At 27.8% G+C, this 13,625-nt stretch carries 15 protein-coding genes and 1 pseudogene; 9 read left to right on the forward strand and 7 right to left on the reverse strand.

All coding sequences use genetic code 11. The features are described from left to right. Together rarD and ybeY are read right to left on the reverse strand one after the other, a co-directional pair. On the reverse strand, window positions 1–861 hold the full coding sequence (rarD, locus tag F1B92_RS02250) for an EamA family transporter RarD (RefSeq protein WP_195836269.1): 861 nt from the start codon (window positions 859–861) through the stop codon (window positions 1–3). Beyond that, window positions 854–1,261 carry an rRNA maturation RNase YbeY gene (ybeY, locus tag F1B92_RS02255; RefSeq protein ID WP_154570289.1) on the reverse strand — a complete coding sequence of 136 codons (408 nt, stop codon included), beginning with the start codon at window positions 1,259–1,261 and terminating at the stop codon, window positions 854–856. The genes rarD and ybeY overlap by 8 nt, the downstream gene beginning before the upstream one ends. Before the next feature lie 56 nt (window positions 1,262–1,317). Here ybeY and queC point away from each other — a divergent pair, with 56 nt between their 5' ends. Further along, a complete protein-coding gene (queC, locus tag F1B92_RS02260) occupies window positions 1,318–1,974 on the forward strand; it encodes a 7-cyano-7-deazaguanine synthase QueC (protein ID WP_154570290.1) in 657 nt (218 codons plus the stop codon). 201 nt (window positions 1,975–2,175) lie between these two features. On the opposite strand, the gene F1B92_RS02265 is transcribed toward queC, so the two are convergent. From F1B92_RS02265 to F1B92_RS02280, 4 genes and pseudogenes are all read right to left on the reverse strand, one after another. Beyond that, a complete protein-coding gene (locus tag F1B92_RS02265; protein ID WP_154570291.1) occupies window positions 2,176–4,005 on the reverse strand; it encodes a primosomal protein N' in 1,830 nt (609 codons plus the stop codon). Then, the gene (locus F1B92_RS02270; RefSeq protein WP_154570292.1) at window positions 4,006–4,407 is read right to left on the reverse strand and encodes a type II secretion system protein; all 402 of its coding nucleotides are present in this window, start codon (window positions 4,405–4,407) and stop codon (window positions 4,006–4,008) included. A gap of 62 nt (window positions 4,408–4,469) precedes the next feature. Then, the gene (locus F1B92_RS02275) at window positions 4,470–5,240 is read right to left on the reverse strand and encodes a phosphatidylserine decarboxylase (protein WP_154570293.1); all 771 of its coding nucleotides are present in this window, start codon (window positions 5,238–5,240) and stop codon (window positions 4,470–4,472) included. A 34-nt stretch (window positions 5,241–5,274) separates the two neighbouring features. Then, window positions 5,275–5,358, reverse strand: a pseudogene (locus tag F1B92_RS02280) (MscL family protein); the annotation flags it as partial. A 105-nt stretch (window positions 5,359–5,463) separates the two neighbouring features. Here F1B92_RS02280 and gltX point away from each other — a divergent pair. The 3 genes from gltX to F1B92_RS02295 are packed head-to-tail and all read left to right on the forward strand — an operon-like array spanning window position 5,464 to window position 8,670. Then, window positions 5,464–6,762 carry a glutamate--tRNA ligase gene (gene gltX, locus F1B92_RS02285; RefSeq protein ID WP_154570294.1) on the forward strand — a complete coding sequence of 433 codons (1,299 nt, stop codon included), beginning with the start codon at window positions 5,464–5,466 and terminating at the stop codon, window positions 6,760–6,762. Then, window positions 6,759–7,052 (forward strand): YggT family protein, encoded by a 294-nt coding sequence (locus tag F1B92_RS02290; RefSeq protein WP_154570295.1) that lies wholly within the window; start codon window positions 6,759–6,761, stop codon window positions 7,050–7,052. The genes gltX and F1B92_RS02290 overlap by 4 nt, the downstream gene beginning before the upstream one ends. Beyond that, entirely contained in the window at window positions 7,036–8,670 is a 1,635-nt protein-coding gene (locus F1B92_RS02295; RefSeq protein WP_154570296.1) for a lytic transglycosylase domain-containing protein, read from the forward strand. Before F1B92_RS02290 ends, F1B92_RS02295 begins: the two co-directional genes overlap by 17 nt. On the opposite strand, the gene F1B92_RS02300 is transcribed toward F1B92_RS02295, so the two are convergent. Next, window positions 8,570–9,058 carry a hypothetical protein gene (locus F1B92_RS02300; RefSeq protein ID WP_154570297.1) on the reverse strand — a complete coding sequence of 163 codons (489 nt, stop codon included), beginning with the start codon at window positions 9,056–9,058 and terminating at the stop codon, window positions 8,570–8,572. The two genes, F1B92_RS02295 and F1B92_RS02300, sit on opposite strands and share 101 nt — an antisense overlap. Window positions 9,059–9,178: 120 nt before the next feature. On the opposite strand from F1B92_RS02300, the gene mobB reads away from it, so the two are divergent. Genes mobB through F1B92_RS02325 form a run of 5 tightly spaced genes read left to right on the forward strand, consistent with a single transcriptional unit; the run spans window position 9,179 to window position 13,584 of the window. After that, window positions 9,179–9,658 (forward strand): molybdopterin-guanine dinucleotide biosynthesis protein B, encoded by a 480-nt coding sequence (gene mobB / locus F1B92_RS02305; protein ID WP_154570298.1) that lies wholly within the window; start codon window positions 9,179–9,181, stop codon window positions 9,656–9,658. A 10-nt stretch (window positions 9,659–9,668) separates the two neighbouring features. Next, window positions 9,669–10,529, forward strand: a complete 861-nt coding sequence (locus F1B92_RS02310; RefSeq protein ID WP_154570299.1) for a class 1 fructose-bisphosphatase — start codon at window positions 9,669–9,671, stop codon at window positions 10,527–10,529. Beyond that, window positions 10,516–10,710, forward strand: a complete 195-nt coding sequence (locus tag F1B92_RS02315; RefSeq protein ID WP_154570300.1) for a hypothetical protein — start codon at window positions 10,516–10,518, stop codon at window positions 10,708–10,710. The genes F1B92_RS02310 and F1B92_RS02315 overlap by 14 nt, the downstream gene beginning before the upstream one ends. Before the next feature lie 13 nt (window positions 10,711–10,723). After that, window positions 10,724–12,622: a methionine--tRNA ligase gene (metG, locus tag F1B92_RS02320; RefSeq protein ID WP_154570301.1), complete on the forward strand. Its 1,899-nt coding sequence runs from the start codon at window positions 10,724–10,726 to the stop codon at window positions 12,620–12,622. After that, on the forward strand, window positions 12,619–13,584 hold the full coding sequence (locus F1B92_RS02325; protein WP_154570302.1) for a hypothetical protein: 966 nt from the start codon (window positions 12,619–12,621) through the stop codon (window positions 13,582–13,584). Before metG ends, F1B92_RS02325 begins: the two co-directional genes overlap by 4 nt. The last annotated feature ends 41 nt before the right edge of the window (window positions 13,585–13,625 follow it).

The raw sequence follows: 13,625 nt of genomic DNA on the forward strand, positions 1-13,625 counted from the left end.
TTAAAATTTAGGCTTAGTTTTTATGCTATCAAATGTATTTATTAAAACAGCTATCCAAATTATTAAAAAGCTTATGATTTTTACTAAATCCACTCTCTCTTCATAAATAAAAATTCCAAAACAAATAGTAATGGTTGGAGTAATGTATTGCAAGAATCCAATTGTTGCTAAATTTAAAGTTCTAGTTGCAGCATTGAATGTAATTAAAGGCACTAAAGTAGCAAGTCCTGCACCGATTAATAAAATACCATTTAAATTTAATTCAAAATTTCCCATACCTTTAAATTCTATAAAAAATAGATATAAAACGCAAATAGGCACAAGGCAAATTGTTTCACAAAATAGGCTTTCTAAGATAGGAGTTTGAATTTTTTTCTTTATTAATCCATATATCGCAAACGCTGCTGGTAAAGCAATCGAAACAACAGAAAAAGATCTATTTGCAAATATTTCAATCCCAATAGCTATAAAGATTAAAAATATACTAAATTTGGCTAAATTTGATATCTTTTCTTTTAAAAAAATAGCACCAAAAAGCATAAAAAATAGCGGATTAATAATCTGACCAATGCTAGCTTCTAAAATTTGGTTATTTGTAACTGCATAGATATAAATCCCCCAATTTAGCGTTACAAAAAAACCAGCAAGACTTAACTTCAAAAAAATTGTCTTATTATAAAAAATCCTTTTTAAACTAGAATTTTTTTTAAAAAGTACAATAAACATAAAGCCAAAAATAGAAGCAAAAATAACTCTATACGCTAAAATTTCTATACTATCTGCAGAAATGCTTTTAAAATAAATAGGAAAAAGCCCCCACAAAACAAAAGATAAAATTCCTAAAAATAGCTCTTTACTCATCATCATTTCTTAAAATTAAACTTTTTGGAAGATTAAAATTTAGTATAATTTTTTCCTCCATATCCCTCATTTGACCACTATCTGTTTCGTGATCAAAGCCTAAAATATGTAAAATTCCATGTATAAAAAGTAAAGCAATCTCATCTTCGATATTGTGACCAAAATTTATAGCCATATCTTTTGCTAAATCTAAATTTATAACAATCGAACCAATTGGAAAATTAGGTATTTTTTGGTAAGGAAAGCTAAGCACATCTGTTGTTTTATCTAAATTTCTTTGTGCTTTATTTATCTCATACATCTGCACTGAATTAACAAAAACAAGCTCCACATCGCCACTGTTTAGAAATTCTATAATTTCATCTAAAATTTTTGGATATTTTTCTTCACAAATTATCAACTTAAAAAGCCTTTAAATAAATTTTGATAAAATTATACCCAAAAAAGGACTAATTTATGAAAAAAGCAGTTTGTATTATAAGTGGCGGTATGGACAGCACACTTTGTGCTTATTTAGCTAAAAATGAAGGATATGAGATAATAGGGCTTCATTTTGATTATAATCAACGCACAATGGAAAAAGAAAGAGAGTGTTTTAATAAAATTTGCGATGATTTAAGAGTATTGAAACGTGAAATTTTAGATGTAGGATTTATATCTCAAATAGGAGCAAATGCCTTAACTGATATAAATTTAGAGATTCCAAAAAACAGCTCGTCAAATGAAATTCCAATAACATATGTGCCTTTTAGGAATGGAATTTTTCTAAGTATAGCTGCAGCCTTAGCAGAAAAAGAGGATTGCGAGGCGATTTTTATCGGTGTTGTTGAAGAAGATAGCAGCGGCTATCCTGACTGCAAAGATGAGTTTATAAAAAGTATGCAAAACTCTATAAATTTAGGAAGAGTTAAAAAATGTGATATTAAAATGCCGCTTGTGCATTTAAATAAATCTCAAATCGTGCAAAAAGCCTTAAATTTAGGCGTGCCTTTAGAAAAAACTTGGAGTTGTTATGAAAACAATGATAAAGCTTGTGGCGTTTGTGATAGTTGCAGATTGAGACTAAAAGGCTTTAAAAAAGCTGGTTTTAAAGATAAAATTTCTTATCTTTAAAATTTAGAGATTTAAAATATCTATTTGATAATCAAGATTAAATTTAAGGCTAGAAATTTATCCAAAAAAATGACAAAATAAAACTTATAAAAAGTGTTTATTTAGGGCTTGCAAAATAATGATTAAATTTAGAGTCTAAAAAGCTCTAAATTTATAAAAATTACACTGTGTTTCTTAAACACTCATAATTTAAAATATCAATCAACTAAAATTTATGGCGTCCATATCGATCTCTACGCCATCTAAACTATCACAAGTTTTAGCAGCATTTATGAGAGCTTTATGATTTTTTGATCTCATTAAAATTTCATATCTAAATTTTGAAGCGATGACTTCAATATTTGCTCTTCCATATCCTATAATTTCAATATTTTGAATATTTTTTAGATTGTCTAGACACTTTTGCATTAAAATTTTGGCTGTTTTTTGATTTTTATGTGAGATTAAAATCCTTAAAAGCCTAGTAAATGGCGGATATAGTGGCTTTCTTAAAAATTCCTCTTCTTCTAAAAAATCATCATAATTTTGTATGAAATCATTAAAAAATTCTCTTTGCAAAGTTTGGATGATTACTTTTCCATCGCCATTTCTTCCAACCCTTCCAGCAAGTTGCATAGCAAGGCTTAGCGTTTTTTCTCTTGCTCTAAAATCAGCGTATCCAAGACTAGAATCAATTCCCATAATTACAGCCAGTTTTACATTGTGGTAGTCATGACCTTTGCTTAACATCTGAGTTCCAACTAAAATGTCAATTTTGGCATCATTAAAATCTTTTAGTAAATTTATCAGTTTTTTTTGAGTGGTTATTTTATCCTTGTCAAATTTATCAATCACCTTATCTTTAAAAATAGATTTTAACTCATCAACCACTTCACTAGTACCCATTCTTCTTGGTTCAAATACTTTTGAGTTGCAAATTTTACAAGTTGATTTATAAAAAAACGAATGACCACAGTAGTGGCAAATGAGAGCATTTTTATCTTTATGAAGGCTCATTGCAACGCTACAAAAAGGGCATTTGATTATGTTTTTGCAATTAGTACATTGCATAAATTTAAAATTTGCTCTAGTTGGTAAAAACAGTATTGCTTGATTTGAGTTTTCTAAACACTGTTTTAAATTTGAAATTATCAATGGAGATAGAAAAGTTTCGTTTTCATCATAAATTATCTCTTTTTTGCTTTCAAAAAACGTCCCTTTTAGTCTAAATACGGGCTGTTTTTTAAATGTGCTTAAACAAGGTGTGGCAGAACCTAAGACTACTTTTGTATCATCTAAAAGGTATAGCGCTAAATCTCTTGCGTTATAGCGTGGTTTTTGATTTGATTTATAACTATCATCATGCTCTTCATCTACGATTATTAAACCTAAATTTGTAAATGGTAAAAACAGTGCCGATCTTGCTCCGGCTATTAATTTTATCTCGCCTTTTTCAAATTTTTGAAGTAAAATTTCTTTTTTTTGAGGAGAAATTTTTGAGTGCCAAACTCCAACAAAATCACCAAAATATTTTTTTAGTCTTATTTCCATTTGTGGTGTTAGGGAAATTTCAGGCATCAAAAAAAGCGCTTGTTTATTTGAATTTAATGTATCTATAATAAGCGAGATATAAATTTCACTTTTCCCGCTTCCTGTATCTCCAAATATCAAAGATGATTTATTATTTAGAGCAAAATTTTTTGCTTTTTGCTGATTTGGGCTTAAATTTGGAGATTCATTAAATTTAAAAGGAGTAAAATTTAAACTTTCAAATGGGGTAAAAATACTAAAAGCAATACCTATTTCACATACATAATAATAGCTTATAAATTTTGCCAATTTTATTTGTAAATTTGAAAACTTTTTTTTAAAAACTTCTAAAATTTCAAGAGTTTCAAACTCAGGCTTTTTTGTCTCTTCTAGGATGATTGCAGTTTTTTGTTTATTAGAAAGCGTAACTAAAACTAAACTATAAATTTCAAGTTTAGTCTTAGAAAAATATGTTAAAGGTTTTAAATTTTGCCCTAAAATAGCGACTTGGTAAAAAAACATCTATTCGAAATATTTGCAATTATCTTTGCATACAAAATTTTTATCACTATCAAATTCAAAAGTTGCACAATTATTTTTTCTATAGCAGGCCTTCCATTCATTAGTTGATGATTTGCTCCAGCCAGTTTCTCCTGGTTTTTTTAATAATATTTTCATTTCTAAAACGTTGCTAAAATTATCTTCTAATTTAAATTTAGTATTCCATCCAGTCATATTGGCCTCTATCATATGTCTTCCTTTTTCGTGTGCTATACCGCTTCTTATAGAGGCTATATCTGCTCTTAGTTTTGCTATCATAGCATCATCTCTAGTAACAGCAAGTTTTGGTATGCCAATGCCAGCTAAAATTCCAAGTATGACTATAACAAATATAAGCTCAATCATCGTAAAAGCTTTTTTCATAATTAATCCTTTAATATTTTAATGTGTGCCGAATTATACCACAAAGTTTTACAAAAATTAATTTAAATTAAAATTTCACCTAAATCATCACCAAATTTCAGAGTTTTGTTGCTAGAGGTGTTAAATTTTACACCATCACTCAATAAAACTATAGTAGAGCCAAGCTCGAAATTTCCTAAATGATCGCCTTTTTTGAAATTTAAATTTTGATAGTTGTAGGTTGTGATTTTAGTGCAATTTTTTTGTATGTTTTCATCAAAATCAAATTTCATCTTTCCTACATTTAAAGCACCAACAAACACAATCCACAAAATTTTATCATTTTTTAATTTAGTTTTTAGGATAACTCTTTCATTTTTTGCATATAGATTTTGAATTTTTAAAAGAGGCTTTTTTGCCACACTATAGAGCTTTGCAGGGATGTATTTAGCACTTAAAATTTCTAAATCACAAGGCGAGTGATAGTGATGATAATCTTTTGGCGAGAGGTAGATATTTAGGTAGTTTTGCTCGTTTTCTAATTTACAATCTAATAGTTCATTTAAATCATAAATTCTATCTTTTATACTAAAAGCTTTAAATTCACTACTTTTACCACATTCAAAAACAACCCCATCACTTGGGCTTATAAACTCACTTTTTGATAAATTTCTAGGAATTTTTAGCTCTCTTGTAAAAAGTGCATTTAAACTTTTGTAGTTTTTAAAATCATCAAATTCACTCATATCGATTTTAAAAAAATTAATATATTTTTGATTTATGAAATTTTGCATAAAATTTGGAAATTTAATATCCGCAACCAATCCAAAACATTTTGAAATAATTTTTCTCATTTAATACCTCTATAAATTTATTTTTTATCTTTTAAGCCGTACCTATCACGACTCCAACTGCCATATCTATAACATTTCCACGCATAGCAAATTTTTTAAATTCTTTTATGAAACTCACACAAACTCCTAAATGTGAGGGCAATTTTATCAAATTTCTTCTTAATTTTGCTTTTTTTTAGCCAACTAAATGTATAATTAGTGAAAATTTTTAAAAAGGATAAGAATGTATCGTTTTGCACCATCTCCAACAGGTGATATGCACATAGGAAATTTAAGGGCTGCTATTTTTAACTATATACTTGCTAAACAGAGTGGCAAAAAATTTATATTAAGGATAGAAGATACGGATCAAGATAGAAATATATCTGGAACTGATAGCGAAATTCAAGAGATTTTAACTAAATTTGGCATAAAATGGGATGCTCTTTATTATCAAAGCAAGAATTTAAAATTTCATAGAGAATTTGCAAATAAGCTTTTGATAGATAAAAAGGCATTTTGTTGCTTTTGTACTCAAGATGATTTAAGTGCAAAAAAAGATCTAGCAAAAGAGCAAAATAGAGCTTATAGGTATGATGGAACTTGCGAAAAACTTAGTGATTTAGAGGTTTTAAATGAGACTAGAGAATTTGTAGTTAGGATGAAAAAGCCAAATCACACGATGAAATTTACAGATGTTATAAAAGGAGATTTAAATTTTGATTTAGATGATGTAGATAGTTTTGTGATAATGAGAAGTGATAAAACTCCAACTTATAATTTTGCTTGTGCTATTGATGATATGCTTATGGATATAAGTTTTGTAGTTAGGGGTGAAGATCACGTGAGTAATACTCCAAAACAAGATTGGATAAGAGAGTGTTTGGGTTATGAAAAGAGCATTAAATATGCACATTTACCTATTATATTAAATAAAGATGGTAAAAAAATGAGCAAAAGAGAGAAAGACTCATCTGTTAAAAATTTACTTGATATTGGTTATTTGCCTGAAGCGATTTTAAATTATTTAGTTTTACTCGGAAATAAAGCACCGGTTGAAATTTTTACAATAAAAGAAGCGATTAAATGGTTTGATATAAAAAATATTTCTAAAAGCCCAGCTAAATTTGATATAGATAAGTTAAATCAAATAAATAGAGAACATATTCGCCTAGCAGATAGTCAAAGACTTAGTGAAATTTTTGATATTGATGAAAAATTTAGTGATTTAATTAAATTTTATACGCAAGAAGCAAGTTTGATACCAGAAATTAAGGCTAAAATTTTAGCCATTTTTGGCAAAAAAAATATCCCTGATGAGTTTAAAAAGAGCGTTGAAATTTTAAGGAATGAAATTTTAAAAATGCAAAATTTTGCAGATTTTGATGATTTTAAATCTACATTGATGAAAAATTCAAATTTAAAAGGTAAGATGTTTTTTATGAGTTTGAGAATTTTACTCACAAATACAACTCACGGTCCAGAGCTTTGCGAGCTTTATCCACTAATAAAAACTTATTTAAAGGAGATAGTTAGTATATGATTTTTAGCACATTTTTATCAGCATTAGCATATATTTTGCACTTAGTAATATCAGTATATATTTTTGTTATCATAATAGCAGCTGTGCTTAGTTTTGCAAATCCAGATCCATACAATAAATTAGTCCAAGTAGTTTATAGGCTAACTGAGCCAGTTTATGATCTTATAAGAAGAAAAATTCCAACCTCTTTTGGTGGTCTTGATTTTGCTCCTTTGATAGTGATTTTAGTTTTACAATTTATAGATAAATTTTTTGTGGAGATACTTAGTAGATATGCACTTTCTTTTTAAAATTTTAATTTTTGGTTGTACTTTTTTTAGCCTTTTAAATGCCGAAGTGAAGAGTTTTGATGAGATAAAAAATGAACCAAAATCTTTAGCAAAAGATTACTATATTTATAGACTTATCACTGAAACGAAATATAATCTAGATGAGGTTGAGACATTAAAAAAAGACGTTTTTAGAAATAGTGGTAAATTAAAACAAAAATTAGATCAAATCATAAAAGAGCCATCGTTTGATATTTGCAAAGGGGTTGATGCTAAAAATATAGTTGATGCTAATTTGAGTTGTAAAATCTCTAAAATGTATCCTAAATTTATCAAATCAATCTCTTTAGAAGATAGACAGAAATTGATTTTAGAATTTAAAAATAGAGATATCGTAAATTTATTAAAAGGCTTTAATCAAGAAAATCCAGCTATGTATTTTGCACAAACAAAGGATGTGAAAAATTTCTTTTTATACTATAGATCTTTAGATAAAAACTCACAAAATTCTAAGTTTGATTTTGCTTTAAGTAGCGATTTTGCTTCAAATTTAGGCGATGATAGTTATTTTAATGATTTTATTAAAAATATTGTTATTTTAGATAAATATCCAAATTTAAAGAGATCTCTTATTGATATAAATGCTTCTAAATTTAGCTCACAAGGTGCTTTTTATTTAGGAATTAATGCTATTAAATTTAATGAAGATATAAAAGCTTTAAAATTTTTCAATCAAGCTTTTTTAACATCTAAATCAAAAATTGATAGGGATCAGGCTATGTTTTGGCAGTATTTGATTACAAAAGATGAGAAAATTTTAAAAAATTTAGCACAAAATGGGAGTATAAATATATATTCTTTATATGCTAAAGAGAAGACTGGTTTTAATCAAGTTGAAATTTTTGTGCCAAAGCCGACTAAAAATTCAGTAAAATCTTATAATCCACAAGATCCATTTGCTTGGGTTAAATTTAAAAATAAAGTCAAAAATGCAGATGAAAATACTTTGAAAAAAATGGCTAATAAATTTTATACAAAATCCACTCTTGGTGAGTTCATTTATATTTCTAATATAATTTCAGGATATAAAGATAATTTTTTTCCTACACCATTTATGGAGCATATAGGAACAGATGATGTAGATAAAATGGCTTTAATCTTAGCTATAGCAAGACAAGAAAGCAGATTTATCCAAAGTGCAATATCTACATCTTATGCTCTTGGAATGATGCAATTTATGCCTTTTGTAGCAAATGATTGGGCAAAAAAAGAGGGATTGAAAGATTTTGATCAAGATGATATGTTTGATCCAGTGGTTGCTTATAGGATGGCAAATATACATATTGATTGGCTTCAAAAATACCTCCATCATCCAATTCTTGTTGCATATGCTTACAATGGAGGGATAAATTTTATAAGCAAGTTATTAAAAAAAGGGCATTTATTTAATGATGGTAAATACGAGCCATTTTTATCATTAGAGTTAATTACATATGATGAGAGCAGGCAATACGGCAAACACGTGCTAGCTAATTATGTTATTTACTCTCAAATTTTATCTTCGGACTCCAATGCATCGATTTTGAAACTTTTTGAAACTTTAATTTCGCCAGAGTTGAGAGATTCGTTTTATAGGTGATTTCTAAATAATCACTATTTTTTTGTGGAGCTGTTATTTTATAATGATTGCTCCAAGGAAGTTTTATGTTTATAAAATTTAAAATTTCATCATCATTTTTTAGTTTTGAAACGTCTACATTAGAATCGCCATTAACTTTTATAGAGTTGATTAAAATTTCCTCTTCTTTTGGATATGAAGATAGTATAAAAATTTCGTTTTGATTTTGATCTTTTAGGATTGGATTTAGATAAGTTGCTATGGCTAAATATCGTTGATTGTTTTGAATTTTTTCAAATTTATAAGTGTATGCTAATAGTTCATTTTGTAGCGGTTGGTGAGTTTTAGTTTTATTTGTACAACCAAAAAATAAAGCCACTATTGCTAGAATCGATAAATTTTTTTTCATATTTTACCTTTACTTTTTGGTATTATACAGTTAATTTATTCAAATTTAAATTAAATTTTAAAAATTTATTATTTTTGCAGTTTAAAAAAGATATAATTACAAATTTAAAAGGAAAATTTAATGAAAAGATTAGCTGTTGCATTTTCTGGACCATCTAACTCAGGCAAAACAACTCTTATATTAAAAGTGGCTAAGAAATTTATAGAAGATGGCTTAAAGGTTGTTATTATAAAGCACGATCCGAGTGATAAAGCTAGATTTGATGTGAAGGGAAAAGATAGCTATAAATTTAGTCAAATTGGTGCTGATGTTGTAGTGGCAAGTCCAACTAAAACTACATATTTTTGTAAAAAAAACAAGAATTTGGGTGAAATTATAACAATGTTGGGTGAGTTTGATATTTTGATAGTTGAGGGGCTTAAAACCCTACCTCTTCCTAGAATTTCTGTTTTTAGAGATGAGATTGATGAAAGATATTTGAGTGTATCAAATGCAGTTGCAACTAATGGATTAAATTTTGATGGGAATTTAAAACATTTTGATGTAAATGATTATTTGGGCGTGTGCGGGTGGATTTTGAAAAATGCAAAAAAAGTTTAAAGGGTTGATGATGGATAATATATTAAACGCTATAAAAGAGTGTGCAAAAGAGATTAGTCAGATGTTGAAATATTGTGATTTTGGATACTCAAATACCATAAACAAAACAGGAGATACTCAGTTAAAATTAGATGTTTTAAGTGATGAAATTATTAGTAAAAAATTGAGTAAATTAGATAATATAAAAGCTTTAATAAGCGAAGAAAAGGATGAGATTTTAAATTTAAACGAAAATGCAAAGTTTATCGTAGCTTACGATCCTTTGGATGGTTCTAGTTTGGTTGATGTAAATTTTAGCGTTGGATCTATTTTTGGTATATACGATAGTAAAATTTCACCTAAAAATTTGGTAGCATCTTTGTATTTTGTTTATGGACCTCGCCTTGAAATGGTGTTTTGTTTAGATAAACCGTATCTTTTTAGATTGGATGAAAATAGTGAATTTATAAAAATAAAAGAGCTAAAACTTACTCAAAAAGGCAAAATCAATGCAACTGGTGGCTCGCAATGGGAATGGAGTGATACACATAAAAGCTTAATACAAAATTTATTTAATGAAAAATACCGCCTTAGATATAGTGGAGCAATGGTTGCTGATTTGCATCAAATTTTATTAAAAGGTGGTGGATTATTTAGCTATCCATCCACAACTAACGCACCAAATGGCAAGCTTAGGGTTGTTTTTGAAATTTTACCATTTGCTTATATTTTTGAAAAAGCTGGAGGTTTTACAAGTGATGGATTTTTAGATACTTTGTTTAATTTAGAGATAAGCTCCATACATCAAACAAGCCCTTGTTTTTTTGGTTCTAAATTTGAGATCCAAAAGGTTCGTAAGTTTTATCTAGGGGAAATAAATGAATCAAATTAAAGATAAATTTGATTTAAAACTCGATGAAATGCTTTTTAGACTAAAGGATTGTCAAGAAAATTTATCTCAACAATCTTGCTTGAATTGTGAAAAATTTATAGATTGTGAGACTAGAAATGATTATGTAAAAGCAGTTTATGAGAGTATGAGTAAAGGCAAAAAAGGCGGATTTGAATTTTAATAAAGGAAGAACTATGAAAGAAAAAAAATTTATAACTACACCGATTTATTATGTAAATGATGTACCACATATAGGGCATGCTTACACGACTATAATAGCTGATTGCTTGGCTAGGCTTTATAGACTTCAAGGATATGATGTATTTTTTATGACAGGCACTGATGAGCATGGTCAAAAGATAGAAGAAGCTGCAAAATCTCGTGGATACTCGCCTAAAAAATATGCAGATGAGGTAAGTGATAAATTTAGAAATTTATGGGATGAGTTTGATATTAGCTATGATGCTTATAGTAGAACTACAAGCGATGAGCATATAAAAACAGTCCAAAAAGCTTTTGAGATAATGTATGCTAAAGGCGATATTTATAAGGGAGAGTATGAGGGGAATTATTGTGTAAGTTGTGAAAGCTTTTTTCCTGAAACTCAGTTGGTTGATGGTGAATTTTGTCCTGATTGTGGGAAGCCGACTAGAATTTTAAAAGAAGAGAGTTACTTTTTTAAGCTATCAAGATATCAAGATAAGCTTTTGAAATGGTATGAAAGTGATGACAATTGCATTTTACCAAAAAGTAAAAAAAATGAAGTTATCAATTTTGTAAAAAGTGGATTAAAAGATCTATCTATCACAAGAACTGGTTTTGATTGGGGGATAAAACTTCCTAAAAGTTTAAATGAAACAAAGCATATTATGTATGTTTGGTTAGATGCATTGCTTATTTATCCATCCACTTTAGGACTATTGAGAGATGAAGAAAATATGGCTTATTGGGAAAATACCATACATTTGGTTGGTAAAGATATTTTGAGATTTCACGCAATTTATTGGCCTGCTTTTTTGATGAGTTTGGATCTTTCATTGCCTAAGAATATTGCAGCACACGGCTGGTGGACTAGAGATGGAAAAAAAATGAGCAAGAGTCTTGGAAATGTAATTGATCCAAAAGAAGTAGCCAATACTTATGGATTGGAAGAATTTAGATATTTTTTGCTTAGAGAGGTCTCTTTTGGTCAAGATGGAGATTTTTCTCAAAGAGCTTTAATAAGTAGAATCAATGGTGATTTGAGTGATGATTTAGGGAATTTGTTAAATAGAATAATTGGAATGAGTAAAAAGTATTCAAATTATGAGATTGAATCTAAAAATGTGATGAAATTTTTTAGCGATGAGATGAATGAAAGCAAGGTATTGATCAAAAATGCTTTAGATGTTATTGATGAAATGGCCACAAATCGCTATTTGGAAGAAATCTGGAAAATTTTAAATTTAGCAAATTTTAGTATAGCAAAATACGAGCCTTGGAATTTGATAAAAAACAATCAAGAAGATAAGGCTTTAGCTCTTGTTGCGATGGTTACAAATTTACTTGCAAGAGCTACTATTTTACTTAGTCCAGTTATGCCCAAAACAGCTCAAAAAATCGCAAACGCACTAAATTTTAATATAGATGAGAAAAGTTATGAAAATTTAGTGCAAAATGGTAAGATTATTGACTTTAAGGCAAGTGATTGTGAATTATTATTTAAAAAAATTGAAGAACCACTTATGTCAAATCCAGTAGCAACAAATATAAAAGAAGAGAAAATTACAAATAATATAAGTATAGATGATTTTAAAAATATAATTATAAAAGTTGGCGAAATTCTAGAGTGTGAAAATGTAGAAGGAAGTAGCAAACTTCTTAAATTTAAAGTAGATTTAGGGGAAGAAAAGCCTAGACAAATCATATCAGGTATTGCAAAATACTATAATCCTAATGATTTAATTGGTAAGCAAATTTGCGTGTTGGTAAATTTAAAACCAGCTAAGATTTTTGGGCATTTAAGTGAGGGTATGATTTTGAGTGCTGAGGATGGGTCTTTAACCTTGCTTAGCGTTATGAATGGCGTGAAAAATGGAGCAATTGTTGGATGAAAATCCAAACTTTAGTTAGAATTTTAAATGCAAAGCTTTTAAATCAGCCTTGTATTAGTAGTGTAGTTGATTTTTCTTTTGATGCACAAAATATAAAACAAGCTAGTGCTTTTATAACTTTTGATAAAAGCGAGATTGGCTTAGCGATACAAAATGGTGCTTATGCTGTGATTTTTGAAGGCAGTATTGAGATTGTAAATGATGAGATTGCTTATATTTGTGTTGAAAATTTAAAGCAAAGTATTTTAAAGTTGATAAAATTTATATCAACTTTAAAAGATATTAAATTTATAAAGATAAATCAACTAGAATTTGATATTTTTAGGATTTTAAAATTAGATAGTAGGTTAAAAATTTTAGATGATGATCTTAAAAATGCATTTTTAGATATATATAATTCTAAAAATAATACCATTTTTATATCTAAAAATATATATATGCTAAATCAAATTAACATATCTTATGAAAATTTACTCATAAATCCTGAAATTTATCCAGATTTTGATAGTTCTATTTTTTACTTAAATTTTAGTTTTAAAGAGAAATTCTATTCTATTAAATTTCCTCAAATTTTTTTGAAAGAAATTTATTCTATTTTTGAATTTTTAGATCAAAATGGATTGGATATAAAATTAAAAGATTTAAAAGATTTTAACCATTTTGAAGAAATTTTTATAGATAATGCTTATAATGTAAAACAACAAAGTTTTAGAGCTTTAATAATTGAAAGCGATATTGAGTTATTTTTAAGAGCCAATGAATTTTTAAGGCATAAATTTAAAAATGGCATTATAAGCATATCTCCAAAAAATTTAGACATAAAAAGCGACTTGAAGTATGAAAATCTAAGTGATATAAAAATAAAAGATGATTTTAGGTATATGCTTATTTTAGGCGATAAAAAAGAAATTTTAGATATGTTAAATCTAAAAAAATATGAAAAAAATCTTTTTGATGATTGATTTTAGATGATATTTATAAAAACCGCAATATTCATTAAATT

The sequence above is a fragment of the Campylobacter portucalensis genome (assembly GCF_009690845.1).
GTDB classification, from domain to species: domain Bacteria; phylum Campylobacterota; class Campylobacteria; order Campylobacterales; family Campylobacteraceae; genus Campylobacter_B; species Campylobacter_B portucalensis.